The 26202-nt window shown below is 63.5% G+C and carries 22 protein-coding genes; 13 read left to right on the forward strand and 9 right to left on the reverse strand.

What is annotated here, in order from left to right; all coding sequences use genetic code 11:
* Positions 1–413: 413 nt before the first annotated feature.
* Positions 414–1628, reverse strand: a complete 1215-nt coding sequence (locus QZ409_RS16855; RefSeq protein ID WP_296713605.1) for an NADP-dependent isocitrate dehydrogenase — start codon at positions 1626–1628, stop codon at positions 414–416.
* Positions 1629–1764: 136 nt separating this feature from the next.
* Entirely contained in the window at positions 1765–2874 is a 1110-nt protein-coding gene (locus QZ409_RS16860) for a PAS domain-containing sensor histidine kinase (protein ID WP_296713607.1), read from the reverse strand.
* Positions 2875–3045: 171 nt separating this feature from the next.
* Here QZ409_RS16860 and QZ409_RS16865 point away from each other — a divergent pair, with 171 nt between their 5' ends.
* Entirely contained in the window at positions 3046–3492 is a 447-nt protein-coding gene (locus tag QZ409_RS16865; RefSeq protein ID WP_296713610.1) for a response regulator, read from the forward strand.
* Positions 3493–3584: 92 nt separating this feature from the next.
* Entirely contained in the window at positions 3585–4418 is an 834-nt protein-coding gene (locus QZ409_RS16870; protein ID WP_296713682.1) for a TrmH family RNA methyltransferase, read from the forward strand.
* Positions 4419–4427: 9 nt separating this feature from the next.
* Here QZ409_RS16870 and QZ409_RS16875 read toward each other — a convergent pair whose 3' ends face one another.
* From QZ409_RS16875 to hemB, 4 genes are all read right to left on the reverse strand, one after another.
* Positions 4428–5156: an arginyltransferase gene (locus QZ409_RS16875; protein ID WP_296713612.1), complete on the reverse strand. Its 729-nt coding sequence runs from the start codon at positions 5154–5156 to the stop codon at positions 4428–4430.
* A gap of 12 nt (positions 5157–5168) precedes the next feature.
* A complete protein-coding gene (locus QZ409_RS16880; RefSeq protein ID WP_296713614.1) occupies positions 5169–5636 on the reverse strand; it encodes an RDD family protein in 468 nt (155 codons plus the stop codon).
* Between the two features lie 87 nt (positions 5637–5723).
* A complete protein-coding gene (locus tag QZ409_RS16885; RefSeq protein WP_296713616.1) occupies positions 5724–6269 on the reverse strand; it encodes a GNAT family N-acetyltransferase in 546 nt (181 codons plus the stop codon).
* Positions 6270–6355: 86 nt separating this feature from the next.
* On the reverse strand, positions 6356–7378 hold the full coding sequence (gene hemB / locus QZ409_RS16890) for a porphobilinogen synthase (RefSeq protein WP_296713618.1): 1023 nt from the start codon (positions 7376–7378) through the stop codon (positions 6356–6358).
* Between the two features lie 75 nt (positions 7379–7453).
* On the opposite strand from hemB, the gene QZ409_RS16895 reads away from it, so the two are divergent.
* The 4 genes from QZ409_RS16895 to glyA all read left to right on the forward strand — a co-directional run bounded on the left by QZ409_RS16895 (position 7454) and on the right by glyA (position 11823).
* Complete coding sequence (locus QZ409_RS16895; protein WP_296713619.1) at positions 7454–7990, forward strand: hypothetical protein; 537 nt, start codon at positions 7454–7456, stop codon at positions 7988–7990.
* Positions 7991–8242: 252 nt separating this feature from the next.
* Entirely contained in the window at positions 8243–8755 is a 513-nt protein-coding gene (locus tag QZ409_RS16900) for a winged helix DNA-binding protein (RefSeq protein ID WP_283365071.1), read from the forward strand.
* 344 nt (positions 8756–9099) lie between these two features.
* On the forward strand, positions 9100–10356 hold the full coding sequence (locus QZ409_RS16905; protein ID WP_296713684.1) for a L,D-transpeptidase family protein: 1257 nt from the start codon (positions 9100–9102) through the stop codon (positions 10354–10356).
* Positions 10357–10518: 162 nt separating this feature from the next.
* On the forward strand, positions 10519–11823 hold the full coding sequence (gene glyA, locus QZ409_RS16910; RefSeq protein ID WP_296713621.1) for a serine hydroxymethyltransferase: 1305 nt from the start codon (positions 10519–10521) through the stop codon (positions 11821–11823).
* Positions 11824–11895: 72 nt separating this feature from the next.
* Here the strand turns inward: glyA and QZ409_RS16915 are convergent, their stop codons facing one another.
* Positions 11896–13329, reverse strand: a complete 1434-nt coding sequence (locus tag QZ409_RS16915) for a radical SAM protein (RefSeq protein ID WP_296713623.1) — start codon at positions 13327–13329, stop codon at positions 11896–11898.
* 195 nt (positions 13330–13524) lie between these two features.
* Here QZ409_RS16915 and QZ409_RS16920 point away from each other — a divergent pair, with 195 nt between their 5' ends.
* A complete protein-coding gene (locus QZ409_RS16920) occupies positions 13525–15255 on the forward strand; it encodes a SulP family inorganic anion transporter (RefSeq protein WP_296713626.1) in 1731 nt (576 codons plus the stop codon).
* 28 nt (positions 15256–15283) lie between these two features.
* Here the strand turns inward: QZ409_RS16920 and topA are convergent, their stop codons facing one another.
* Positions 15284–18172: a type I DNA topoisomerase gene (gene topA / locus QZ409_RS16925; protein ID WP_296713628.1), complete on the reverse strand. Its 2889-nt coding sequence runs from the start codon at positions 18170–18172 to the stop codon at positions 15284–15286.
* Positions 18173–18359: 187 nt separating this feature from the next.
* Between topA and QZ409_RS16930 the strand changes: the two genes are divergently transcribed.
* Positions 18360–19304, forward strand: a complete 945-nt coding sequence (locus QZ409_RS16930) for an aspartate carbamoyltransferase catalytic subunit (RefSeq protein ID WP_296713630.1) — start codon at positions 18360–18362, stop codon at positions 19302–19304.
* Positions 19305–19376: 72 nt separating this feature from the next.
* On the opposite strand, the gene QZ409_RS16935 is transcribed toward QZ409_RS16930, so the two are convergent.
* The gene (locus QZ409_RS16935; RefSeq protein WP_296713632.1) at positions 19377–20027 is read right to left on the reverse strand and encodes a hypothetical protein; all 651 of its coding nucleotides are present in this window, start codon (positions 20025–20027) and stop codon (positions 19377–19379) included.
* Positions 20028–20633: 606 nt separating this feature from the next.
* Between QZ409_RS16935 and QZ409_RS16940 the strand changes: the two genes are divergently transcribed.
* The 5 genes from QZ409_RS16940 to QZ409_RS16960 all read left to right on the forward strand — a co-directional run bounded on the left by QZ409_RS16940 (position 20634) and on the right by QZ409_RS16960 (position 25970).
* The gene (locus QZ409_RS16940) at positions 20634–21314 is read left to right on the forward strand and encodes a PhoH family protein (RefSeq protein ID WP_296713686.1); all 681 of its coding nucleotides are present in this window, start codon (positions 20634–20636) and stop codon (positions 21312–21314) included.
* Between the two features lie 292 nt (positions 21315–21606).
* Positions 21607–22050 carry a type II 3-dehydroquinate dehydratase gene (gene aroQ / locus QZ409_RS16945; RefSeq protein WP_296713634.1) on the forward strand — a complete coding sequence of 148 codons (444 nt, stop codon included), beginning with the start codon at positions 21607–21609 and terminating at the stop codon, positions 22048–22050.
* Between the two features lie 25 nt (positions 22051–22075).
* Positions 22076–24202 carry an FUSC family membrane protein gene (locus QZ409_RS16950; RefSeq protein WP_296713636.1) on the forward strand — a complete coding sequence of 709 codons (2127 nt, stop codon included), beginning with the start codon at positions 22076–22078 and terminating at the stop codon, positions 24200–24202.
* Between the two features lie 86 nt (positions 24203–24288).
* Positions 24289–24876, forward strand: a complete 588-nt coding sequence (locus tag QZ409_RS16955; protein WP_296713639.1) for an ANTAR domain-containing protein — start codon at positions 24289–24291, stop codon at positions 24874–24876.
* Complete coding sequence (locus tag QZ409_RS16960; RefSeq protein ID WP_296713641.1) at positions 24873–25970, forward strand: CmpA/NrtA family ABC transporter substrate-binding protein; 1098 nt, start codon at positions 24873–24875, stop codon at positions 25968–25970. Before QZ409_RS16955 ends, QZ409_RS16960 begins: the two co-directional genes overlap by 4 nt.
* Positions 25971–26202 lie beyond the last annotated feature (232 nt).

Raw genomic sequence — 26202 nt, forward strand, 5'->3', positions numbered from 1 at the left:
GACAATGGCGCCCTTGAGCGATGATCCGCTCGTCAGCCTGCCCGTCCCGGCCGCCTGACCCATCCCGGCTCAGCCAGGAAAACGACGGCGCCCACCGTCAGCTACACCACCATTTGGGACACGATCCCCATCAAAGTTCGAGTTGGCTCAAAAGCCACGCTTGGAGGCAGGCTCAGGCGACTGCGCTGACGCTCGTGGTTCCTCGCCTTCATCCTTGGGACTCGGAGATGCTGAGCCAATGAGTCGAAGGTCCGGTTGGGGAAGCGCTAAATCGGGCCCTCGACCTACCTCCGGACTCCGCCATTCTGAGTCCTTCGTTGACGGGATCGAACTGGCAGTCCTCGACCCGCGAGCGGGCCCTCAAGAAAAAAGCGGGCCTTTCGGCCCGCTTGCGTTTCGAAAACCAGCGCCGATCAGGCCGCCATCGCCTTCTTGAGGTTCTCGTCGATCTTGTCCAGGAAGCCGACGGTGGTCAGCCATTTCTGGTCCGGGCCGACCAGCAGGGCCAGATCCTTGGTCATGAAGCCGGATTCGACGGTGTCGACGCAGACCTTTTCCAGCGCGAGCGAGAACTTCAGCAACTCGGCGTTGTCGTCGAGCTTGGCGCGATGGGCGAGGCCGCGGGTCCAGGCGAAAATCGACGCGATGGAATTGGTCGAGGTTTCCTTGCCCTTCTGATGCTCGCGATAATGGCGGGTGACGGTGCCATGCGCCGCTTCCGCTTCCACCGTCTGGCCGTCGGGGGTCATCAGCACCGAGGTCATCAGGCCGAGCGAGCCAAAGCCCTGCGCCACCGTGTCGGACTGCACGTCGCCGTCATAGTTCTTGCAGGCCCAGACATAGCCGCCCGACCATTTCAGCGCAGACGCGACCATGTCGTCGATCAGGCGATGCTCGTAGGTGATCCTGGCCTCGACGAACTTGTCATGGAACTCGGCGTCGTACACTTCCTGGAACAGATCCTTGAAGCGGCCGTCATAGGCCTTGAGGATGGTGTTCTTGGTCGAGAGATAAACCGGCCACTTGCGCAGCAGGCCGTAGTTCAGCGAGGCGCGGGCGAAATCGCGGATCGAATCGTCGAGGTTGTACATGGCCTGGGCCACGCCGGGGCTCGGGAACTTGAAGACTTCCTTCTCGATGACCGTGCCGTCCTCGCCCTCGAACTTGATCGTCAGGCGGCCCTTGCCGGGAACCTTGAAGTCGGTCGCGCGATACTGGTCGCCATAAGCGTGACGACCGACGACGATCGGCTGGGTCCAGCCGGGCACCAGGCGCGGCACGTTCTTGCAGATAATCGGCTCGCGGAAGATGGTGCCGCCGAGGATATTGCGGATGGTGCCGTTCGGCGACTTCCACATTTCCTTGAGGTTGAATTCCTTCACGCGGGCTTCGTCGGGTGTGATGGTCGCACACTTCACCGCAACGCCGTATTTCTTGGTCGCCTCGGCGGAATCGATCGTCACCTGGTCATTGGTGGCGTCGCGGTTCTCGACCGACAGATCGTAATATTTCAGATCGATGTCGAGATAGGGATGGATCAGCTTGTCCTTGATGAAATGCCAGATGATGCGGGTCATTTCGTCGCCGTCCATTTCGACGACCGGATTGGCGACCTTGATCTTGCTCATGCGCAGAACCCTTCCCTAGGCGATAACGACCTTGGCGAGCGAGCCGCCGCCAATTCCGCCGCCCTATAGCATCGGCCTGCCCGCGCGCCTAGTGCGGCTTTTGGCGAGTTTTTCGGCGAGGCGCCTTTAAAAAGCGCTATGCGCCCTTGCACGGAAAGACGACCTCGAAGGTCGAACCTACCGTCGGGGTCGAGGCGGCGGAAATGCGCCAGCCGTGGCGCGCCGCCGTGGTCTTGCAAATGGCGAGGCCTATGCCGCTGCCCGGAATATCGGCGCTTCTGTGAAGGCGGCGGAAGGGTTCGAAGATTTCGCCGCTCTGCGCGGCCGCAAAGCCGATGCCGTCGTCCTCGACGCTAAGGCGATGCTCCGCTTCGCCGGGCGCGAGCTTGATTCGGATGCGGGGAGGCTCGCCCGGCTTGTGATATTTGAGCGCGTTGGAGACAAGGTTCTGCACCATCTGGGCGGTCTGGGAGCGGTCGCCGTCCACGCGGAAATCTTCGCCCGAACATTCGACCTGCGCGCCGTGCTCGTGAATAACGTGCGAGAACGTCTCGAGCACGAAGGCGATTGTCTCGCGCAGGGAAAAGGTCTCCAGCCGATAGGCGTTGTTGAGAGAGCGCGCCAGCGAGAGCAGGTCGGCGACGAGATTTCGCGCGCGCTGGGCCGAGGCGGTCATCACTTCGGCGGCATAGCGCATTTCATCTGCATCTCCGTGCGCCGCGGCGGCGCGAAGAATGTCGCCAAAGGCCGCGATCTTGCGCAGGGGCTCCTGAATATCGTGCGACGCGACATAAGCGAAGCGCGACAGGCTTTCATTGGCGCGTTCCAGCTCGGCCAGCGAGTGTTTCAGGCGCGCCTCGCTCTCCAGCCGCGCGGAAATGTCGATGGCGAAGCCGACGACGCGCATCCCTTCCGGCGTTTCGACCGGCGTGAGGCCGATCTCGACGGGGAATTCGCTTCCGTTCCTTCGGATCGCCCGCAGGTCGCGGCCGGCGCCCATCTGCCTTTTGCTGGGGGCCTGGCCATATTCTTCGCGCAGGTGGCGATGCTTGCCGCGAATACCGGCAGGAACGAGTCGTTCGACGCGCAAGCCGTTCATCTCGCCCGGCGCGTAGCCGAAGATTTGCTCGCATTGTTCATTGGCCAGTTCGATCACGCCTTCGGGATCGACCATAAACATGGCCGCCGGACTCGCCTCGAAAGCAAGGCGCAAAAGCTCGCTGTTCATCCGACTTGTTTCGCTCATGTCAGACTCGACGCTTTTTGCCATTGATGAAAAAGTTGTGTTACAGTTTACGTGGATTGATAGTCTTGAAAAGAGAGTAATTGTGTTGCGTCGCAACAAAATACAGCGGCGCAATATGCTGAAATTTCAGGCATTCGATTTTATACTCCCGCGCCGTAGGAGGTTGTTGTAATGTCCGAGCAGGCGGATGGCGACGAAAAATTCTGTCACGTCCTGATTATCGAGGACGATCAGGACGACGCTTTTCTGATCAAGCGCGCGTTGAACGCCGCCGCGGCGGAGCGCAAGATCACACTCGGCGTGACCCACGCGGTCAACGGCCTCGACGGCCTCGGCAGCGTGGCGCGCAGCGACATTCTGAACCGGCTGCCCCATGTCATCGTCGTCGATCTCAACATGCCTTTGGTCGACGGGGACCGTTTCCTCAGCGCCTTGCGCGAGGACCTGCAACTGGGCGGGACGCCCGCCGCGGTGCTCACCACCTCGACCGAGACGCCGGTCCACGCCAAGGCGCTCGCCTCGGGCGCCAATGTCGTGTTCTGCAAGCCGAACACGCAGGACGAACTGGTCGAGATCGCCCGCCGGATCCTCGATATGGGCGTTCCTTTCAGGGTATGACCGGGACGACAAATTCGCTTGCCCCAAATCCCTTGCCTTTTTGCTTATAATCACGCGAAAAGGGCGCCTTGCGGGGCGAGAGGGAAGGCGACGTGGTCGGGGCCGGGACTGACAGAACGAAGGTGCTGTTCGAGGGCGGCCCCGCAATCATTCTGGTGCGACCGCAACTGGCGGTGAACATTGGCATGTGCGCGCGCGCAATGGCCAATTTCGGCCTGTCGGACCTTCGACTGGTCAACCCGCGCGAGGGTTGGCCGCGCACTGGCGAACATCGCGAGACCGCCTATGCCGCCGCCGCCGGCGCCGCGCATCTGCTGGAAAGCGCGCGGGTTTTCGATAGCGTCGCCGAGGCCGTGGCCGATCTCCATTTCGTCTGGGCGACTACGGCCCGCGAGCGCGGCCAGTTCAAGCGGGTCGAGGTCCCGGCGATCGCCATGGCCGAGACGGCGGCCGCGATCGCGGCGGGCGAGCGGCGCGGCATTTTATTCGGCCCCGAGCGCACCGGAATGGACAATGACGATATCGCGCTCGCCAATGCGATCCTGACCTTTCCGGTCAATCCCGCCTATGGCTCGCTCAATCTTGCGCAGGCTGTGCTGCTGTGCGGCTATGAATTTTTCAAGGCGCGCGAAGGCGGCGCCATGCCCTATGAGCGCGAGGAGCGCTCGCCGCCGGCACAGCGCGAGATGATCCTGTCCTTTTTCGAATTTGTCGAAGGCAAGCTCGAAGAGGCCGGCTTCTTCCGTCCCGTCTCGAAGCGTCCGGTCATGCAGCGCAACATGCGTAATATGTTCCACCGGATGGAGCTGACACAGCAAGACGTCCGCACGCTTTGGGGCGCGATTGTGCGTCTGGTGGAAGGACCGCGCGAGACGCCGCAGACGCGCAAGCGGATCAAGCAGCCCAAGGCGAAAGCGCCTGAATAGGCCGGAGCGTCAGCCCACGCGATTCCAGCCGTCCATGCCGAGGCGCTGCTGCGGCATGTATTGCGCCTTGTAGTCCATCTTCTTCGATCCCTGGACCCAATAGCCGAGATAGAGATGCGGGAGGCCCAGAGAGCGGGCGCGGAAGATATGGTCCAGTATCATATAGGCGCCGAGCGAGCGCTGCGGTTCCGACGGATCATAAAAGGAATAGACCATCGACAGGCCGTCATCGAGCACATCGGTGAGACAGGCGCCAACGAGCCGGCCACGGCCATCTTCCGAGCGCAGGCGATAGGTCGCCAGCCGGCTTTCTACATGGCTGTCCTCGACCATCATGGCGTAATCCAGCATGGCCATGTCCGCCATGCCGCCGTCGCTGTGGCGCGAGTCGAGATAGGTCCGAAACAGGGAGAATTGCTCGGAATCGGCGCGGGCGGGGCAGATCGCGGAGACGATATCGCTATTGCGCGCGATGATGCGCTTTTGTGTGCGGCCGGGCTCGAATTCCTCGCAGAGGATGCGCACCGAGACGCAGGCCTTGCAGTTTTCGCAGGCGGGCCGATAGGCGATGGTCTGGGAGCGGCGGAAGCCGGAATGGGTCAGGGCGTCGTTGAGATGCGAGGCGCGACGCCCGACCAGATGCGTGAAGACCTTGCGCTCCTCCTTGCCGGGAAGGTAAGGGCATGGCGCGGGCGAGGTCAGGTAAAATTGCGGCGGGTCGCGCGGCTCGCTGGTCAAGTCCTTCCCCTATCAGGCGCGGCGCAGCACGATGATTCCGGCGAGAACGTCGTGCAGGCATCTCTTGTCGCTGGCGAGCAGCGAGAACAGGAAAATCGGCGGAAACATCCAGCTGATGTAAAACAATACAGCATGGACGGCGGCGTAAAGGAAGGGCACGGGCGAACCGTCCACAAGACGCATCTCCAGATCCATGACCATCATGCCGGGGGTGGCGCGGCGCCAGCCCGAGACGGTCAGGCCATTGTAGAAAAAGGCCACGAATGGAAATAACGAGGGCAGGAACAGCCAGGCGATCCCAAAGGTCAGCAGGCCGAGCACGATGAAGAGGACGCCGGACAGAATCGTCACCAGAATGAGATCGAGCATTACGGCGACGATGCGGCGGCGGCGCACGCCAGCCAAGGCGCTCGCAGGCAGCGGGGCGAGAGGATAAACGGCGGGCCTCGCGGCGCCGCTCCAGCTGTTGGCGTTGCTCATATGCTCCTGCTCCGATATCGGACTCGCGTTGCGAACTTACCGCGAAAGACTAATTTGGCGGCTCCGATGGCCCCGCGCAAGGGGCGCCTAATCGACCGTCGCCGGAGCGTCGAAAAACAGAAGCTGCGCGCCCCGGCGCGCTCCAGCCGATCCGCTTGGGCAGAAGCCGAGCCTGTGCAACAGGCGCCAGGTGGCGGAATTCTCGCGCGGGCATTCCGCCACGATCCGCCGGTCGGGAAAGGCTTCGCGCATCAGGCTGAGCATGGCCCGCGCCGCCTCCGCACCGTAATGTTTGCCATGATAGGGAACGCCGATCCAGAAGCCGAGCTCGATGTCCGACGGGCCATGCGCGAGCGCCCCGACGCAGCCGACGACGGGGCCGTCGGCGCCGACGCGGACCGCCGCGAAACACCCCTTTTTGGCGCGGGGCAGGTCGATCAGATCCTGGGCGTCGGCGAGCGTGAAGGGCTGCGGCAGACGCGACAGGCCGGCCGCGCCAAGGGGATCGTTGGTCAGGACGACAAGCTGGAAGGCGTCGGCGGGCTGGAGCGGCTTGATGATCAGGCGCTCGGTCGCGAACTGCCCCTCCGGGAAGAGTCTCTCGCGGAAATTTTCTATTTTGGGCGCGCCCATGACCATCCCCTCCACGAACAGGCGGAAATGTCTGCACGCGACCAGCTGCGCGGGACCGGGCCCCGTCGCGGCGATCGTCACATGGCTTATTCGCCCTTTTTCAGCATTTCCGCCGCCTTGGGCGCGAAATACGTAAGTATGCCGTCGGCTCCCGCCCTTTTGAATGCGAGAAGGCTTTCCAACATCGCCTTTTCGCCGTCCAGCCACCCGTTCCGCGCCGCAGCCATGATCATCGCATATTCTCCGGAAACTTGGTAGGCGAAGGTGGGCGCGGCGAAGCGGTCTTTTACGCGATAGATAATGTCGAGATAGGGCAGGCCGGGCTTCACCATGATCATGTCCGCGCCCTGGTCGAGATCGTCGGCGACTTCGCGCAGCGCCTCGTCGGAATTGGCCGGGTCCATCTGATAGGTGCGCTTGTCGCCGACCAGAACCGCCTTGGTGCCGATGGCGTCGCGGAAGGGTCCATAGAAGGCCGAGGCGTATTTGGCCGCATAAGCCATGATCTGGACGTCCAGGAAGCCCTCGCCGTCGAGCGCGGCGCGGATCGCCGCCACGCGGCCGTCCATCATGTCGGAGGGCGCGATGACGTCGGCGCCGGCGCGGGCCTGATTAAGCGATTGCTCGACCAATATGGCGACGCTCTCATCGTTGAGGATGGTCTCGCCCTCCATCACCCCGTCATGGCCGTGGCTGGTGTAGGGATCGAGCGCGACATCGGTGATGACGCCGATCTGGGGAAAGGTTTGCTTGATCGCGCGGGTGGCGCGGCAGACCAGATTTTCCGGATTGAGCGCCTCGGAGCCATTGGCGTCGCGCAGCGACGGGTCCGTGAAGGGAAACAGCGCGAGAGCGGGAATCGACAGTTCGACCGCCCGCTGAGCGGCGACGACCGCCTGATCGACGGACAGGCGCTCGACGTCGGGCATGGAGGCGACGGGCGTGCGGACGTTCTCTCCATCGACCACGAAGATCGGCCAGATCAGGTCATTGGTCGTCAGCACGTTTTCGCGCACCAGCCGCCGGGCCCAATCCGCCTTGCGGTTGCGGCGGGGGCGATGGGTGAGGTTCAGGGAGAGGTCGAGCGGGTGGCGGGGCGAGTCGGTCATTGTCAGGATCCGGAGGTTTCGCCTCCCATATCATATCGCGCGGGGCGGACGAAAAATTTTGCCGGGAAAGGTGAAATGGACTATCGCTGCCGGGGCAAAAAGTTGGAGCGAAACGGGTTGGAAAAGGATTTGTCCGGAATCATCAGGGTCGGCGCAAAACGCGGCCTGGACGCCGCCGAGGCGCGCTGGGCGCTGGCGCTGACCCTTTTCTTCCGCCTCGTCTCGCTGCTTTGGATCATCGAAGGGCTGGAGCAATGGCGGCGCATCGTCGCGCCCGCGACCGGCTCCTTTCTCGATCTCTCACCCGCGGCCATGTGCGCGACGATCTTCTTCGCCGTGCTGAATCCGATCGCGGCGGTGGGGCTGTGGCTGGTGGCGCCCTGGGGCGGCGTCGTCTGGCTGCTGACGCTGTTTGCGCAGGTTTTCGTGATCGTCGCCAAGCCGTCCTTTTTTCCCTTCGGCGGAATGCTGAAAATTGCCGATGGCGTGCTGCTGGCGCTTTACCTTTTCCTGTCCTGGCGCGCGAATTCCGCCTCCGAAGGAGGCTCGACAGTCGACCGGACCATCGCCCGGATGCGCGAGATGGCGCTCGGATTTCTGCGCCGGGGCTGACGCTGTTTCCGCGCCGCCGCTCTTTGTGGCGCGTCGCTGCGTCACATGGGGCGGCTGCGCGAGAGCCTTAACAAACGTCAACGTAAATACTTGATTTAATTCACGCAAGATTCACTTCAATTGCCGCAAACGGCGGTAACCCGGGATTCAGCTTCTTATTTAAACCGGTTTTCATTCGCATTGTTTAGATTGCGATACATCGAGGCCGCCGGGCAATAATTGGCGGGCAATCAGATCGCAGGGAAAACGAAAATGTCCAAAGTCATGAAGACCGAAATGTCCGCGCCGAGGGCCGAGCGTTGCGCCGAAGTCCGCCCGGTCTATCTTGAGGCCCTGACCCTGGTCGAGCGGCTTCATCGCCGCCTGCTGGACGTGATCAAGGACGAATTCGACCGCCGCGGCCGTTCCGATATCAACGCCGTCCAGGCCCTGCTGCTCTATAACATTGGCGACTCCGAGCTGACCGCCGGCGAGCTGCGCACCCGTGGCTATTATCTCGGCTCGAACGTGTCCTATAACGTCAAGAAGCTGGTCGAAATGGAATATCTCCATCACGCCCGCTCCCGGATCGACCGCCGCTCGGTGCGCATCAGCCTGACCCCCCAGGGCAAGGAAGTTCGCGACATCATCGCCAATCTCTATGAAAAGCATGTCGTGACGGTCGAACAGATCGGCGGCGTCTCGGCGGATGAGTTCAAGGTTATCAACAACGCTCTCGGCCGGCTGGAGCGCTTCTGGACCGACCAGATCAAATATCGCCTCTGAAATCGCGGCGCATCGTTGCGACCGACGCGCCTTCCTCGATTTTTCTGAGATTCAGCCGGGCCGAAAGGCTCGGCTTTTTTGCAATCCCGTCTTGCGCGCCTTAAAATCCCTGCGCGCCTTAAAATCGCCGCGCTATTCGGGCCTTGTTAACCCTCGTGATTGATGCTCCGGTTCGAATTGCTCCTGTCACGCGCCCGCGCGCGGCGTCGGCGCAGGAACGATCCGGAGTTTTCCCATTGGGAGTTTTGCCGTTGATTACTTTGACGCGAAGCCGCCTGTCGTTGCAGCGCGGCGGTTTTTGGCTGCGCCATTTGTTGCCGCGCCGCAAGAATGCGGCCGCCTATTTGGCCCTGGGCGCCCTGGTTTGCGCCGCTCCCGCCCTCGCGGCCGAAGGCTGGGGCCAGGCGGAATGGGCGCAGCGCTATGATTCCGACACGCGCCTGACCGTTTCCCGCAGCACCACGCCGCTGCTGTCGCCGCGCACGCTCGCCGCGACCGAGCAGGCGATCGAGAAATATCGCGCCATCGTCGCCAATGGCGGCTGGAGCAAGGTTCCGACCGGGGCGACGCTCAAGATCGGCTCCTCCGGCCCGGCGGTGCTCGCGCTGCGCAAGCGGCTGATCGTCACCGGCGACCTCGATTCGGCGGCCTCCAGCTCCGGCGTTTACGATTCCTACGTCGAAGCGGGCGTCAAGCGCTTCCAGGCCCGCCACGGCCTGATCGAAACCGGCGTCGCCTCGCCGCAGACCATCGATGCGATGAACGTCCCGGCGGACTATCGCCTGCGCCAGCTCGAAACCAATATCGTGCGGCTGCGCTCGTTCTCGAACAATCTCGGCGACCGCTTCGTCGAGGCCAATATTCCGGCGGCCATGGTCGACACTGTGGAGAACGACACCGTCGCGACCCGCCATGCGGCGGGCGTCGGCAAGATCGACCGCCAGTCGCCGGTCATGCAGACCCGCGCGCTCGATATCGATTTCAATCCTTACTGGACCGTGCCGGCCTCGATTATCCGCAAGGATCTGATCCCGAAGATGCAGGCCGATCCGAACTATCTTAAAGACAATCACATCCGCATCTTCGACAAGAACAACAACGAAGTTCCGTCGAGCTCGATCAACTGGAATTCGCTGGAGGCGACCAATTACCGCTTCCGCGAAGATCCCAGCACCGAGAACTCCCTCGGCGTCGTGCGCATCAACATCAACAATCCTTACGGCGTCTATATGCATGACACGCCGGCCAAGGGCGTGTTCGGCGACGATTTCCGCTTCGTCTCCTCGGGCTGCATGCGCATGCAGAATGTGCGCGACTATGTCGCCTGGCTGCTCAAGAACAATCCCGGCTGGGACCGCGACCGGATCGACCAGGCCATCGCCTCGGGCGAGCGTCTGGACGTGAAGATCGAGCCGCCGGTCAATGTTTACTGGGTCTATATCACGGCCTGGGGCACGCCCGAGGGCGTGGTGCAGTTCCGCGAGGATATCTATAAACGCGACGGCTTCTCGACCGCCGCTGGCGGCGCGCCGACGGTCCAGCCGGTGGCCCAGCAGGCCGGCCGGGGCATCCCCGCCGACGCGGCGCCCGACGAGCAATAAGGCGGGAATTTGACGCTTTTTGCGCCCCGGCGGACCCTCCGCCGGGGCCTTGCTTTTTTCAGGGCCTGCTTTTCCGGCCTTTCTTCGGAGGCTCGCGCGTGATAAGCCGCCCGAAATTTCCTGTTTTTCGCGGAAATAGTCTGTTTTTCGAAGGAGCCCGAAATGAGCCAGTCCACCGCCGCCGTGGCGAAAAACCTTTCGAACAGCTTTTTCGGCGCATCGCTGGCCGAATCCGATCCCGAAATCGCCCGCGCCGTCGAGCTTGAGCTTGGCCGCCAGCGCAAGGAAATCGAGCTGATCGCCTCCGAAAACATCGTTTCGCGCGCCGTGCTGGAGGCTCAGGGCTCGGTTCTCACCAATAAATATGCCGAGGGCTACCCGGGAAAACGCTATTACGGCGGCTGCCAGTTCGTGGACATCGCCGAAAATCTCGCGATCGAACGCGTCACCCGGCTGTTTGGCTGCCGCTTCGCCAATGTGCAGCCCAATTCCGGCAGCCAGGCCAATCAGGCGGTGTTCCTTGCGCTGCTCCAGCCGGGCGACGTCTTCATGGGCCTCGATCTGGCCGCCGGCGGCCATTTGACCCACGGCTCGCCGGTCAATATGTCCGGCCGCTGGTTCAAGCCGGTCTCCTATGGCGTCAGCCCCGACACCGGCCGCATCGATCTGGACGAAGTCGAGGCGCTGGCGAAGGAGCACAAGCCGAAGCTGATCATCGCCGGCGGCTCGGCCTATGCCCGCCACTGGGATTTCGCTCGCTTCCGCGCCATCGCCGATTCCGTCGGCGCCTATCTCTTCGTCGACATGGCCCATTTCGCCGGGCTGGTGGCGGGCGGCGCACATCCCTCGCCGTTCCCGCACGCCCATGTCGTCACTTCCACCACCCACAAAACCCTGCGCGGCCCGCGCGGCGGCCTCGTGCTGTCGGATGATGAAGAGATCGCCAAGAAGATCAATTCGGCCATCTTCCCCGGCCTGCAGGGCGGCCCGCTGATGCATGTCATCGCCGGCAAGGCTGTTGCTTTCGGCGAGGCCCTGCGCCCCGAGTTCAAGACCTACGCCCATCAGGTGGTCGCCAACGCCAAGGCTCTGGCCGACACCCTGCTCGCGGGTGGACTCGACCTCGTCACCGGCGGAACCGACAACCATCTGATGCTGGTCGATTTGCGCCCCAAGAAGCTGACCGGCAAGGCCGCGGAAATCGCACTCGGTCGCGCGGAAATCACCTGCAACAAGAATGGCGTCCCGTTCGACCCGGAAAAGCCGTGGATCACCTCGGGCATCCGTCTCGGCGCCCCCGCCGCCACCTCGCGCGGCTTCGGAATCGTCGAATTCAAGCAGGTCGGCGAATTGATTGTCGAGACGCTTGACGGCGTCGCCAAGAATGGCGATGCGGGCAATGCGGAAGTCGAGGCTTCGGTGCGCGCGCGCGTCGAGGCGCTGACCAATCGTTTCCCGATCTACTGACGCCTTCGACCCCGTTCAAAAAAACGTCGCGATCCCTCATCGCGGCGTTTTTTTCTGGCGGTTCCGTCGGCCTCATTCGGCCGCCAGATGGCGCGCCGCCGCCTCGGGCTCGATCGCCTCGAGCACGGCCTGCCGCCATTCCCGCTTGACCGGCAGAATTGGCGGATTCGGAGCAAGATCGGGCTCCGGCGTCGCGGGCGCGATGGCCCGGATGTTTTCGGTCCGCGCCGCTTTGCGCATGAAGAGATTATAGATCATCCATTGCGCTCGGTTGCGCTTGCCTGACAAGGGGAAGCGGCTGGCGATGGACATGGCGGAATAAAAGCCTTTGTAGGCCCCGTCGAGGCCGAGGCGCAATTCGTCCGGCTCCATGCGTGCGGGCCGGTAGACGACGTGGCCCTGGTCATACATCGTCCAGTCGTAGGAAACGATGCGCCCGGCCTTCTTCATCTCATACCAGGTCAGCGTGCCGGGATAGGGCGTCAAAGCCGAAAAAGCGCAGGCGTCATAGCCGGTCTCGATGTTGAACTGGACTGTTTCGTCGAAAACGCTCGCGTCGTCGCCGTCGAAGCCGAACATGAACAGGCCGAACACCGAAATCCCGTAGGATTGGATCTTCCGCACCAGCGCGGCGAAATGATCGGGCCGGTTGACCATTTTATGCACGCTCTTCAGCGTTTCGCGATTGATCGACTCGAAGCCGATGCTGAGCATCGTGCAGCCGCTTTCCGCCGCGAGTTCCAGCATGCGGTCGTCCTCCGCCAGCTTCGACGTGACGCCGGCTTGCCAGTGAAGGCCGCGCCCTTTCATGGCGCGCATCATTTCCTTCGGCCGCTCCGGCGTGCCGAAAAAATCCGCGTCATTGATGGAGATCGTGCGCGATCCGCAATTTTCGATTTCCGCGATCACCTCGTCGACGGGCCGGTAGCGGAATTTCAACCCGTTCATCAGCGGTTCCGCGCAAAAGGTGCAGCCCGTATGGCAACCGCGCGACGTCTGCACGAAGGTCTTGTTCACATAGCGGTTCTTTTTCAGCAGATCGTATCGGGGCAGGGCCATGCCGACCATGGGATGCAGCGTCGCGGATTTATAGAGTCCTCGCATGGCGCCGCGCCCGAGATCGTCCAGCAGCTTGTCCATGACGAGCTCAGCCTCGCCGACGACCACGGCGTCGCAATGGGTGAGAGCCTCGCGGGCCATGAAACTGGGATGCACGCCCCCCATAACCACGGGAACGCATTTGGCGCGAAAGGAATCGGCGATTTCATAACCGCGATTGACATAGCTCGTCATCGCGGAAATCCCGACAAGGTCCGCCTTCAGGTCGAAGTCGATGGTCTCAATATTTTCGTCCGTCAGCACGACCTCATATTGATCGCGCGGAATGCAGGCGGCGACCGCGAGCAATCCCGCGAGCGGCGAATAAAGCGCCCGGTTCAAATAGATCGGGCGTGTCGTCAGGGAATCGGTTTTGGGATTGATGAGGTGAATAACGCGCGTGCGCATGGTTTTTCCCTCCGGCCAAACCGCCATTTCGATCAACCACGCGGCGGCGGCAGGGTTCCAGCGGCGAGCGCGCAGATCATCGTGATCGCCCTCCGCCGGGCGCACCCAGGCTTAAACGCGGCGGGACGATCATTCTTTTTCTGGCAATTTTGCTTTGCAGGCGCGAACATGGCGCACTCCCCATTGAGTCGCCCCATGAACGCCATGCCTCCCTCGTCCGGGCGGAAGATAGTCGCAGCCGAATCTTTCGCGGATCTTTTCACGCCGAAACTGGTCACGGTTTTTCGCGAGGGCTATGGCGCCAGGGACTTTCGCGCCGACGTCATCGCCGGACTGACCGTCGCCATCGTCGCTTTGCCGCTGTCAATGGCCATCGCCATCGCCTCCGGCGCGCCGCCGCAGGCTGGCCTTTTCGCCGCCGCCGTCGGCGGCATCGTCGTCTCTGTATTGGGCGGCAGCCGCTTCCAGATCGGCGGCCCGGCGGGCGCCTTCATCGTTCTCGTTGCGAGCACGATCGAGAAATTCGGCTATTCCGGCTTTCTCGCCGCCACCATTCTGGCCGGCGCCTTCCTGTTGCTGATCGGCTATCTACGGCTGGGGACCTATATCAAATATATCCCGCATTCGGTCGCGGTCGGCTTCACCGCCAGCATCGCGTTGATCATTTTCGCGAGCCAGCTGCATGAATTGTTCGGCCTGAAACTCGCGCACGAGCCGGCGGAATTCATTCCGAAGGTCCAGGCCTTATGGGCGGCGCGGGACAGCGCCAATATACAGGCCGTGGGCGTCGCCGGGACTTGCCTGGCGCTCATCATCGGGCTGCACATAATCGCGCCGCGCCTGCCGGGCTTTCTGATCGCGGTGACGCTCGCCGCGGCCGCGACTTATTTCTTCAGCCTGCCTGTCGAGACCGTCGGCACGCGCTTCGGGGGCGTGCCGCGCATGTTGCCCGCGCCCAGCCTGCCAAATGTCAGCGTGAGCGACTGGCTGGGCCTCATTCCCGCCGCCATGGCCATCGCCGTCCTCGGCGGCATCGAGTCGCTGCTCTCCGCGGTGGTGGCTGACGGCATGACCGGACGGCGCCATCGCTCCAATTGCGAGCTGACCGCGCAAGGCTGGGCCAATATCGCCTCGGCCCTGTTCGGCGGGCTCTGCGTCACCGGAGCCATCGCCCGTACCGCGACCAATATTCGCGCCGGGGCGCGGAGTCCGATCGCGGGCGTTCTGCACTCGGTCTTCTTGCTGGGCTTCATGCTGCTGGCGGCGCCGCTGGCTGGCTATATTCCGCTTGCCGCGCTGGCGGCGGTGCTGGTGATCGTGTCGTGGAACATGATCGAGCGCGACCAGATCGCGACCATCATCAAATATGATTCCGGCGAGACGGTCGTGCTTTTCACCACCGCCATCCTGACCGTGGCCCATGACATCACGCTCGGCATCGCGGCGGGCGTGACGCTCGGCTCACTGATCTTCATGCATCGCATGGCGCGCATCGTGGCGGTCGAGAAGCAGGAGGCGATCCTCGACGACGACATGGTCGACGAGGTCGAAACCGAGCAGCGGGAGCGCATCCGCGACCCGGATTTTGTGGTCTATCGCATTTCCGGGCCGTTTTTCTTCGGCGCTGTCAGCATGGTCGCCGCCGCGCTCGATCAGATCGGGCGGCGTCCCAAGGCCTTTGTGCTCGATCTCACCCGCGTGCCGCTTGCCGATGGCGCGGCGGCGCATGCCCTGCATGGATTCGTCGAACGCGAGCGCCGGCGCGGCGTCAGGCTCTATGTCAGCGGGGCGTCTCGCGAGGTGCGCCGCGTCCTCGTGGCCCATGGCGTCAATAGCCGCCTGGTCCATTTCAGTCTGGACGAGGACGAAGCCCGCGATCATTTCCGCGCCCATCCCATCGAGGCGGAGGGGGCGGAAGCGAGCTGAAAAGGCGGCGAGGGCTAAGCGCGGCGAGCTATTTCTTCGCCGCCGCCTTTTTCGTCGCGGGTTTTTTCGCCGGGCCGTCCGCCTCAAAGGGCGTTTCGTCGGAATCGATAATGTCCGGCTTGGCTTTGGCGCCTTTCGCGGCGGGCTTCTTCGCCGCTGGCTTTTTAGCCGTCGCCGTCTTGGCGGACGTTTTTTTCGCCGGCTTCTTGGGGGCCTTGCCGCCGCCCTGCGCGATCCTGTCCTCGATGAAGCGGATCGCTTGCTCGAGCGTGACGTCTTCCAGGGTCACGGATTTCGGCAGGGTCGCATTGACCTTTTCCCACGAGACGTAAGGTCCGAACCGGCCGGCGCGCGCGGCGATCTTGCCGCCGTCCGGATGCTCGCCGAGAAGCCGCCCGTCTGAGGGCGCGCCCGCAGCCTTGGCCTTGAGGATCTCGACCGCCGCGTCGAGCGTCAGGCCGGTCATGTCGGTGCCGCGCGGCAGCGTGGCGTTGACCTTGCCCCAGGCGAGATAGGGCCCGAACCGCCCCGCCTTCAGGGAAATCGCGCCGCCCTCGGGATGGTCGCCGAGGGTGCGGATATCGCCGCCGCCCCCGCCGCGCAGGCCGCCGCCGGCTTCCTTGGTCACAATGAGGTCGATGGCGCGATTGCCGCCGATCTCGAGCACGTCGTCGTCCTTGCCCAGATTGGCGTAGGTTTTCTTGTGCTGGACATAGGCGCCGTAACGGCCGATGCCGGCCAGAATCGGCTCGCCGCTCTCGGGATGTTTCGCTACTTCGCGCGGCAGCGAGAGCATGGCGATCGCCTTTTCAAGCGTCACATCCTCGGGCTTGAGGCCCTTCGGAAGGGAGGAGCGCTTCGGCTTTTCTCCTTCGCCCTCCTGGACATAGGTCCCGAAGCGGCCATCGCGCAGCGAGATTTCCTGCCCCGTCGCGGGGTCCTCGCCCAGAACCTTTACGCCCGGCCGGTCGCCTTCCGCGCCTTTGGCGGCTTCGCCGCGATCCGACAGTGTGCGCGTGAATTTGCATTCGGGATAGTTCGAGCAGCCGATGAAGGCGCCGAACTTGCCGAGCTTCAGCGACAGCTGGCCATTCTCGCAGGACGGGCAGGCGCGAGGGTTGGAGCCGTCTTCCTTGGCCGGAAAAATATGCGGCCCCAGCAGGTCGTTGAGGCTGTCGAGCACCTGCGTTGTACGCAAATCCTTGGTGCCGTCGAGCGCGGTGGAGAAATCGCGCCAGAAATCGCGCAGCACGTCCTTCCAATCGACCTCGTTGTTGGAAACGCGGTCGAGTTGTTCCTCCAGCGCGGCGGTAAAGTCATATTGGACGTAGCGGCCAAAAAAGCTTTCCAGAAAGGCGGTGACCAGCCGTCCCTTGTCCTCGGCGACGAGACGCTTTTTCTCCAGCCTCACGTAGTCGCGCTCGCGCAGCACGGCGAGCGTCGAGGCATAGGTCGAGGGACGGCCGATGCTCAGTTCTTCCATGCGCTTGACCAGGGTCGCCTCGGTATAGCGCGGCGGCGGCTCGGTGAAATGCTGGGTGGCGTCGATCTGGTCTTTCTTCAGCGCCTCGCCCTGCGACAGGGCGGGCAGGCGGCCGGACTCCTCGTCCTCCTCATCGTCCTTGCCTTCCTGATAAAGCTTCAGGAAGCCGTCGAACCGGACGACTTGGCCGGTGGCGCGGAGATCGAGCGTGCGCGCTCCGGCCTTGGCCTGAATTTCGGCCGTGGTGCGCTCCAGCAGGGCGGATTCCATCTGGCTCGCCACCATGCGGGTCCAGATCAGTTCGTAAAGCCTGGCCTGATCGGGCTGGAGATGGCGCGCCATGTCCTTGGGCAGCCGCGACATGTCAGTGGGGCGGATCGCCTCATGCGCTTCCTGCGCATTCTTGGCCTTGACCTGATATTTGCGCGGGACGCCGGGCACATATTTGTCGCCGAATTCGCGGCCGATCACGGCGCGAGCGGCGGCGATAGCCTCAGGCGCGACATCGACGCCATCGGTTCGCATATAGGTAATGAGGCCGACGGTCTCGCCGCCGAGATCCACGCCCTCATAGAGCTTTTGGGCGAGGCGCATGGTGATTTCCGGCGCCATGCCGAGCTTGCGGGAGGCTTCCTGCTGCAGCGTCGAGGTCGTGAAGGGGGCGTAGGGATGCCGCCGCGCCGGCTTGGCCTCAACGGACACGACGCTGAAAGCGGCATTGTCCAGATCGCGCTTGAAGGCCTCGGCCTCTGCCCCCGCGCCAATGTCGAGGCGCGTGATCTTCTTGCCATCGGCGCCGACGAGACGGGCGATGAAGGGCGCGTCGGCCTGGTTGCGCAGATGCGCCACCAGCGACCAATATTCGCGGGCGACGAATTTCTCGATCTCAAGCTCGCGGTCGCAGACCAGCCTCAGCGCGACCGATTGCACGCGGCCGGCGGATTTCGCGCCCGGCAATTTGCGCCACAGCACCGGAGAGAGATTGAATCCGACCAGATAATCCAGCGCGCGGCGGGCGAGATAGGCCTCCACCAGGCTCTCGTCGATCTGGCGGGGGTGCTTCATCGCCTCAAGGATGGCGTCCTTGGTGATGGCGTTGAAGACGACGCGCTCGACCGGCTTGTCCTTCAGCACGCGTTTTCCACGCAACACCTCAAGAACGTGCCAGGAAATGGCCTCTCCCTCGCGGTCAGGGTCGGTCGCGAGGACGATTCGGTCGGCGTTTTTCACAAGGGCGGCGATGTCGGACAGGCGCTTGCCGGCCTTGCCGTCCACTTCCCACAGCATTTTGAAATCGTCGGCGGGATCGACCGATCCGTCCTTGGCCGGCAGGTCGCGGACATGGCCGAATGAGGCGATGACCTCGAAATTCTTGCCGAGATATTTGTTGATCGTCTTGGCCTTGGCGGGCGATTCGACGATGACGACGTCCATGCTTTGACCCCAAGGGGCGGGCGACCGGCCCGCAATTCTTGTCGAGCTACCCCCCCGGCAGCCGGAATGGCCCGGAAAATGGGGGAGCGGGCTTGATCTGTCAAATGGTCCTTGCGGCGCGCCTCAATTTTGCGCAGGACTTGGGCGGCGCTTGTCGCCGGCCTTTTCTTCGGATAGAGCCTGAAAAATGTCCATTCCCGGCTATTCCTTTTCCCATAAGCACCTCCTGGGCATCGAGGGCATGTCCCGGCTCGACATCCTTCATCTGCTCGATCTGGCGGAGGAGGCGGTCTCGGTGTCGCGCCAGGTCGAGAAGAAGAAGGCCACGCTTTCGGGCCGCACCCAGATCAACCTGTTCTTCGAATCCTCGACCCGGACGCAAAGCTCGTTCGAGCTGGCCGGCAAGCGCCTCGGCGCCGACGTCATGAATATGTCGGTGGCGACCTCTTCGGTGAAAAAGGGCGAGACGCTGATCGACACCGCGATCACGCTCAACGCCATGCACCCCGACATTATCGTGGTGCGCCATCATCAGGCCGGCGCCGCGCATCTGCTGGCGCGCAAGGTCGATTGCGCCGTGGTCAACGCCGGCGACGGCGCCCATGAACATCCGACCCAGGCGCTGCTCGATGCGCTCACTATGCGTGGCGCCAAGGGCGGCGTCGAAGGGCTGGTCGTGGCCATCTGCGGCGACGTGCTGCATTCCCGCGTCGCGCGCTCCAACATCATCCTGCTCTCGGCTCTCGGCGCGCGGGTGCGGGTGGTGGGGCCTTCGACCCTGATGCCGACCGGAATCGGCCAGCTCGGCGTCGAGGTCTATAATAATATGCGCGACGGGCTGCGCGACGCCGATATCGTGATGATGCTGCGCCTGCAGCGCGAGCGCATGCAGGGCGCCTTCATTCCCTCGACGCGCGAATATTTCCATTTCTTCGGCCTCGACGAGGACAAGCTGGCCTATGCGAAGCCGGGCGCCCTTGTGATGCATCCCGGCCCGATGAATCGCGGCGTCGAGATCGATTCCAGCGTGGCCGACGGCGACCACAGCCTGATCCGCGAGCAGGTCGAGATGGGCGTCGCCGTCCGCATGGCGGTGCTGGAGGCGCTGGCGCGCAATTTGCCGAACGCGTGAGAGCGGGCGCCCGTCGACGACTGGGTGGAAACGGTGGTGCCTCTATTGGGGAAGTGACAATATGACGCGCGCCTAGGGGGCATCCCGTTGCGGCTTGTGACCTATCGTAATCGAGACCTGACCAGACGTCAGGTGGTCAGACTTGTACCCCATTGGCGCAAGGTTGCACGCGACTATCGCATCAATCAAGGGACCCGCACCCGGCGGAAGTCGGTGCGCAATATTGTCGGCCTCATTCACGGCGACTTCAACGTCAGGCGACGATGGACTGCTCATTATTGGCGCCTGCATGACGTCTCCGCTTTCCACAAGCCAGCCTTGGCCCTTGAAAATGGTGACAAATTCATCGGCGAATGTGTCGGCCTCGGCGTCTCCCATCGGAGCCAGGATCAAGATTTTCGCGCCAGCGAAGGGGGCAATCGCATCAGTGATAATTTCCCTTTGCATTGGGGAAAGTGTCCGCTGCGCGAGCTGCCCCTCCAGTTTGGCGGCCTTGTGCTCGGCGTTCGACGCCCGCTCCCGGGCCTCGTCGAGCTTCCCCGATACGATTGTCGCCGCGCTCCTGCGGTCGGCTTCAGCGAGCTCGTCCTTTCGCTCGCTGTAATAGTGAGAAATCACATTCACGCCGACAGTGGTCATGCCCAAGACCACTGACGACCAAAAGCAGATGGTGGCTCCAAGCGCGGCGCCGTCAGTAGTGTTCCAGCCCGGAAGCCAGTCCATGTTCAACCTGCTCAAATCTTAATGCCCCGACTAAGGTTGGCGGATATTCGCCGCCTGCGTCGCGATTCGCAATATCCGCCGTGACCCCGGCCCCTTGGTTCGTATCGTGGCGCCGCCGTCGGCCTCAACCCCGGCCCTGCGAAGGTCGATTTGGGGGCTTCAGCCAAGTCTTTCATGCCGCCAAGGTTACTTCACGCGTTTTGGCCTGGCCAGACCGGAACAGGCGCTGGACCTAGGGCGACGAAGCTTCGCCAGACGCCCGGTTCATCGCGCATCCAGTCGCGGTCAGGGACGCCCATTGGCCGGACTCGCCGGCGCCAATAATTTCGCAAACATATTCGCTGCGAAAAAATGAAAAATTAACTTTGTATTGGGCGCGAATCGCCTAACATTTAAGTAGCGAGGAGAAGACGATGGCGTCACTCAGAAAGATCAGCGCACTAGCCGCTCCCGCTTTATTACCAGTCGTGTCGCATATCCCTTCATCGTGCAGTCCGCCTTGAGCGGAAGGCGCGCCCGTCGATTCACATCTTGAGGAGTCAGCGCGTGGGCAAGCAACTGGACCGAAAGAGAAGCCGCAATTCCCGTCAATACGGAGACGCCGAAATCATCGAATTCAAAGGAAACAAGTTCCAGAATACGCGCGTCCTTCCCCCCATCAAGGCCCTCAACCCAACCCAGGCGCAATATCTTGCCGCCCTCAGGTCCAGCCAGCAGATTGTGGTGCTCGGCCCCGCTGGAACAGGAAAAACCTGGATCGCCGCCACCCACGCCGCCGATCTCTACCGCGCCGGCCAGATTGAAAAAATCATCCTCACCCGCCCCAATGTGCCCTGCGGCCGCTCGCTCGGCTTTTTCCCCGGCTCCCTGCAAGACAAATTCGCGCCCTGGGCCGTTCCGATCGCGGACGCCATCAAGGAGCGGATCGGCGACGCGCCCTTCGATATCGCGCTGAAACGCGGCGATATTGAAATGGTGCCCTTCGAAGTCATGCGCGGGCGCTCGTGGAAGAACGCCTTCATCCTGCTCGACGAGGCGCAAAACACCTCGGTCGCCGAGATCAAGACCTTCCTCACCCGCGTCGGCGAAAATTGCGTGAGCGTCGTCAATGGCGACGTCAATCAATGCGACATTCAGCAGGCTTCCGGCCTGCGCCGGATGATCGACCTGATCCGCGCGCATGGCCTGCCGGTGCCGGTGATCGAGTTTGAACTCGACGATATCGTGCGCTCCGGCCTTTGCGCCATGTGGGTGCGCGCTTTTGAAGGCGAGGGCGCCCCCGCCTGATAGGGCCGGGCGTTCGCGACCCCAAACTTCGCCGGCTGCCCCGACAGCCGGCGTCTCCTGTTGGACCTACTCCGCCGACGGCTGCGCCCTGTCAGACCGGCTTGCCCCGCCGAAATCTTTCCCGCTGCAAACAATAAATTTCCCGCCCGCATAGCGCCGGTCGGCCGAACGCCCTTGGTTTCCGGACAAATATTTATAGACTGCGCCAGCGGCGGCGACTCAATCGGAAGAATTTGCGCCGGCCGGAAAACAAAGTCGCGTGGCAGACGCGCGGCGCAGGGAGGGTTTGCGGATGAGCCGCCTCGTCTATGTGCTGAACGGACCCAATCTCAACCTGCTCGGCAAGCGCGAGCCGCATATCTATGGCGCTGAGACCATAGCCGACGTCGAGCGCGCCTGCGGCGCCCGCGCGAATGAGTTGCGGCTCGAATTGCATTTCTACCAGAGCAACCGCGAATATGAACTGATCGACTGGATCCATGAGGCGCGCGGCAGGGCGGGGGGCATCGTCATCAACCCGGGCGCCTTCACCCATACCTCGGTGGCGCTGCTCGACGCCCTCAACGCCTTCGAGGGGCCGGTGATCGAGGTGCATATCTCGAATATCCACAAGCGCGAGGAATTCCGCCATCATTCCTATGTTTCGCTGCGGGCGGACGGCGTCATCGCGGGTTGCGGCGCGCAGGGCTATGAACTGGCGCTGCTGCGGCTGGCGAAGCTGATCGATCAGGCTTGACCGCCGCATCGAGGTTGGAACGCCGATGCGCGTAAGGTCCCGGCTCCTCAAATATATGTTTGGGCATCACATCCTGAACGGGCTCGTCGTCGCGGTCGGCGTTTTGCTCGTCGGCCTGATCGCGACGGCGGCCTTCGGCTTCCTGCCGGGCATGGCTGCGGCCTCGGGCGCGCTCTGCGTCTCCATCGGCGACACTTCGACGCCCTTCGCGGCCAAGCTGCGCATCCTGCCGCTCGCCTGGATCTGCTCGACGGCGGCGGCGCTGGCGACGGCGCTGGCCGGCGGGGCGCCGCTGATGGAAGGCGCGGTTGTGGTCCTGACCGGCTTCGCCGCCGGGCTGCTGATCGCGCTCGGCCGCTGGGCCATTCCCCTTTCGGTGCTGACCCTGCTGTCGATGGTCTTCACCCTCGGGGCGCCCGCCGCCGATCTCGTCGAACGCCTCCATTATGTGACGATGTCGGCGTTTGGCGGCGCGCTCTATGTGCCTATCGCGCTGGCGCTTACGCGCGTCTCCGATATGTCCGGGCGGCGGCTGACGCTTGCCGAGGTTTTGCGCGAATTCGCGTCCTTCCTTCGCGGCGTCGCCGGCTTCTATCGCAAGGATGCCGACGAGGGCGAAGTCAGCCTCAAGGTCGTGGAGCTTCAGGCTTCCTTCTCGGATCATTTGCAGACAGCGCGCAGCCTTATCGTCTCGGCCGCCGATCGCGCCGAGGCGACGCGGCTCATCGCGGCGCTCGCCGCAGTGCTGGAGGCCTTTGACGGGATTGTCTCGACGCTGGCCGATCATGCGCCGCTGCGCCTTGCTGATTCTCCCAATGGCCTCGCCGCACAGATGGAGCGCTTCCTGCTTCAACTCGCCGACGATCTCGACGCGCTGGCGCTCGATCTGGTGGTGGGCGGCGATAATCTGACTTTCCCGGACCGCACAGCGGCGCTCGATTTTTTCTCGCGCCAGATCGCCGCGCTCGAAGCGGAGCCTGGCGCGGATCCGGAAGTGCTGCGGGCGGCGCGGTTGACCCGCGCCCGCGTGGGATTGGCGCTTTCCCATCTCGCCAGGCTGCCGTGCCTGCTGAATCGCCAGGAGCTCGCGGAACAGGCGATGGCTGGGCTCGACATGCGCGCATTCGCGCCGCCGCTGCGAGTCACGGCCCAAGCAATCGTCGACCAATGGCGCTGGTCCTCGCCCGTCTTCCGGCATGCCTTGCGCCTCGCTCTTGCGCTGGGGTTCGGCTATGCGCTGATCGAGCTTGTTCCGGGCCTGAAACATGGCAACTGGATCATCCTCACCATCGCGGTGATCATGCGCGCGAGCTATAGCGCGACGCGGCAGCGGCGCGACGAGCGCCTGTTCGGCTCGATCCTCGGCTGTGGCCTCGCCGGCGTCCTGCTCTGGATCGGCTCGTCGCCCCTGCTGCTCGGGGTGCAATTGTTCGCGGTTGCCGTCGCCCATGCCTATGTGAGGGTCGATTACCGGGTGACCTCCATCGCCGCGACGGTGATGGCGCTGCTCGGCCTGCATCTGATCGACCCTGTCCAGGCGCCGCCGGTGGCCGCGCGCCTCATCGACACTCTGGTCGGCGCTGGCGTCGCCTTCCTGTTCAATTTCGTGCTGCCGCAATGGGAGAGCCAGACCGCGCCCGGCGTGGCCAAGGGATTTTTGAGCGCGCTGCATCGCTATGCCGACCGCGCCCTGCGCTGGGACGCGCCGGAACAGGATTACCGTCTGGCGCGCAAAAATTTGATGGAGGCCTTTTCCGCCTTGGGCGAATCGGCGGGGCGCATGCGCGCCGATCCGGCGGCGCGGCGCGATTTGTGGCCGGGATATAGCAAGCTGATCGCCGCCGCCTATGTCGCGGCCGCGCAGATCGTCACCGTGCGCCTGCTGATCCGCAACCGCCGCGACGATCTAGAACCGCTGGCGAGCCAGCGCCTGCTTGACGAGACCCGTCGCGCGGCGATGGTGGCGCTCGACCTCGCGCTTCCAGCCCCCGCGCCCTGCGCTCCGGATGAACCGGGCGAGGGCGTTGACGAAACTGCTTTCGCCGCCCTGCGCCAGCGCTGCGACGAAGTCCTTCGCGAGGCTCAGGCGCTGCGCCGCCTCGCCGAGGAAGACTGGGCGCTGGCCGAGCAGCGGGCGGCGCAGCCAGCCTGACATGCAACCTTGCTGACCCGGAAAGCGGCGATTGGCGCGGGCCTGCGCGGCGGCTATAATCCCCGCCCAACAGATTCAGGATCCTCGTGTCGGACAAAGACTTCCGTATCGTCATCGTTGACCAGAACCCCGTGCGCACGGCGATCCTGCGCGACGGTCTGCGCGAGGCGGGCCATCATCAGGTCACGGTGCTCGAGTCCTCGCTCGATCTCGAACAGCGCCTGCGCGGCATCGACGCCGACATCGTCCTGATCGATCTGGAAAACCCGAATCGCGACGTGCTCGAACAGATGATCCGCATCAGCGGCGCCGAGGCGCGGCCCGTGGCCATGTTCGCCGACAGCTCCGACACCAGCATGATCGCGGCGGCCATCGACGCCGGCGTCTCCGCCTATGTCGTGGACGGGCTCAAGAAGGAGCGCGTGAAGAGCATTGTCGATCTCTCCGTTTCGCGGTTCAACGCCTTCGCGCGGCTGCGCGAAGAGCTTGCCCAGGCCCGCAGCCAACTCGCCGACCGCAAGGCCATCGACCAGGCCAAGGGGCTGGTGATGAAGGCCAAGTCCATTTCGGAGGAGCAGGCCTATGCGATGATGCGCAAGGTGGCCATGAATGAAGGCAAGAAGATTGTCGATGTCGCCCGCTCCATCATCACCGCCGCGGAACTGCTGAAATGACCCAGACCCTGCGCATCGGCTTCATGCCGCTCACGGACGCCGGCCTGCTCTTCGTCGCCGCCGCGAAAGGCTTCGATCGCGACGAGGGGCTCGCCTTTGAGCTTTGCCAGGAGACCTCCTGGGCCAATCTGCGCGACAAGCTGGCGCTGGGCATCTATGACGCCGCCCAAATGCTCGCGCCGGCGGTCGTCGCCTCGACGCTTGGCCTCGACGGTTTCGCAGCGCCGATGATTGGCGCTGTCGCGCTGGGGCTCGACGGCAACGCCATTTCCGTCGCGCCGGCCCTCGCCGAAGCCCTGCGCGAAAAAATCTATGGCGACGCCGCTGATCCCGTCGTCACCGCGCGGGCGCTGGCGGCGCTGGTCGCGGATCGGCGCGGCAAAGGCTTACCGGCGCTGCGCTTCGCCCATGTCTTTCCCTATTCCGCCCATCATTATCAGCTGAAGCTGTGGATGCGCTCGGGTGGAGTGGATCCCGAGGGCGTCCGATTCACCGTCACGCCGCCGCCCTTGATGGAGGAAAGCCTGCGCGGCGGCTTCGTCAACGGCTTCTGTGTCGGCGAGCCGTGGAATTCGCTGGCGCGGCAATCGGGCGCAGCGGAAATTCTCCATCCTTGCCGCGCTCTGACGCCCGATTGCCCCGAAAAAGTTTTGGCTTTCCTCGGCGAGACCGCGCGCGCTGAGCCCGAGCGGCCGCGCGCCGCCGCCCGCGCCCTGCGCCGCGCCGCGCTCTGGGGCGACCTGCCGGAAAATGCACAAGAATTCTGCCGGCTGATCGCGGAAGGGCTGGGCGGCGCGGTCACGCCCGACATGGTCGCCGCCGTGCTGGGCAAGGACGGCAGGTCCTCGCCCTGGCTGCGGCTTGACGCCGAAGCCACCGCGCTATCCGCCCCGCAGGCGCTCTGGCTCTATGTGCTGATCGCCGCCTGCGGGCAGACCGAGCCGTCGGACGCTCAAGCCGCGTTGGCGCAGCATGCGTTCTGGCCGCAGGACGGCGCCTCGCCGGCGCCCTCGGCGCCCGCCTTTTTCGATTGTGATTTCGACCCGGCGCAGTGGCGGGAGTGGCTCGCCGCTTTCACTCGGCGCGGGTCGTGACAGAGCAGGGCGCTGCCTTCTTTTGCAGCGCAATATCTTTTTTAGCGGCGCCTTTTGCTGCTCAAATATACATTGCGACAAAATTGGGCAATGGCTGAAATGCGACAAAATTATTGTGAAAACAATGAGTTGAGTCGCCAACGGTCCGCTGGCGCCGGAATTGCCTATACAGTGTCAGGTCAATGACGACCCCGATCATCGGTTCGCGGAGCCAAAGCTGGCGCCTGCGTGA

This window comes from Rhodoblastus sp. (assembly GCF_019449565.1).
Taxonomy (GTDB): domain Bacteria; phylum Pseudomonadota; class Alphaproteobacteria; order Rhizobiales; family Beijerinckiaceae; genus Rhodoblastus.

Bases quoted from the DNA above. Each gene is read 5' to 3' on its own strand.
- QZ409_RS16855 (WP_296713605.1), bottom strand. From the start codon at position 1,628: ATGAGCAAGATCAAGGTCGCCAATCCGGTCGTCGAAATGGACGGCGAC.
- QZ409_RS16860 (WP_296713607.1), bottom strand. From the start codon at position 2,874: ATGAGCGAAACAAGTCGGATGAACAGCGAGCTTTTGCGCCTTGCTTTC.
- QZ409_RS16865 (WP_296713610.1), top strand. From the start codon at position 3,046: ATGTCCGAGCAGGCGGATGGCGACGAAAAATTCTGTCACGTCCTGATT.
- QZ409_RS16880 (WP_296713614.1), bottom strand. From the start codon at position 5,636: ATGAGCAACGCCAACAGCTGGAGCGGCGCCGCGAGGCCCGCCGTTTAT.
- QZ409_RS16885 (WP_296713616.1), bottom strand. From the start codon at position 6,269: ATGGGCGCGCCCAAAATAGAAAATTTCCGCGAGAGACTCTTCCCGGAG.
- hemB (WP_296713618.1), bottom strand. From the start codon at position 7,378: ATGACCGACTCGCCCCGCCACCCGCTCGACCTCTCCCTGAACCTCACC.
- QZ409_RS16895 (WP_296713619.1), top strand. From the start codon at position 7,454: ATGGACTATCGCTGCCGGGGCAAAAAGTTGGAGCGAAACGGGTTGGAA.
- QZ409_RS16900 (WP_283365071.1), top strand. From the start codon at position 8,243: ATGTCCAAAGTCATGAAGACCGAAATGTCCGCGCCGAGGGCCGAGCGT.
- glyA (WP_296713621.1), top strand. From the start codon at position 10,519: ATGAGCCAGTCCACCGCCGCCGTGGCGAAAAACCTTTCGAACAGCTTT.
- QZ409_RS16915 (WP_296713623.1), bottom strand. From the start codon at position 13,329: ATGCGCACGCGCGTTATTCACCTCATCAATCCCAAAACCGATTCCCTG.
- QZ409_RS16920 (WP_296713626.1), top strand. From the start codon at position 13,525: ATGAACGCCATGCCTCCCTCGTCCGGGCGGAAGATAGTCGCAGCCGAA.
- topA (WP_296713628.1), bottom strand. From the start codon at position 18,172: ATGGACGTCGTCATCGTCGAATCGCCCGCCAAGGCCAAGACGATCAAC.
- QZ409_RS16930 (WP_296713630.1), top strand. From the start codon at position 18,360: ATGTCCATTCCCGGCTATTCCTTTTCCCATAAGCACCTCCTGGGCATC.
- QZ409_RS16935 (WP_296713632.1), bottom strand. From the start codon at position 20,027: ATGGACTGGCTTCCGGGCTGGAACACTACTGACGGCGCCGCGCTTGGA.
- aroQ (WP_296713634.1), top strand. From the start codon at position 21,607: ATGAGCCGCCTCGTCTATGTGCTGAACGGACCCAATCTCAACCTGCTC.
- QZ409_RS16950 (WP_296713636.1), top strand. From the start codon at position 22,076: ATGCGCGTAAGGTCCCGGCTCCTCAAATATATGTTTGGGCATCACATC.
- QZ409_RS16960 (WP_296713641.1), top strand. From the start codon at position 24,873: ATGACCCAGACCCTGCGCATCGGCTTCATGCCGCTCACGGACGCCGGC.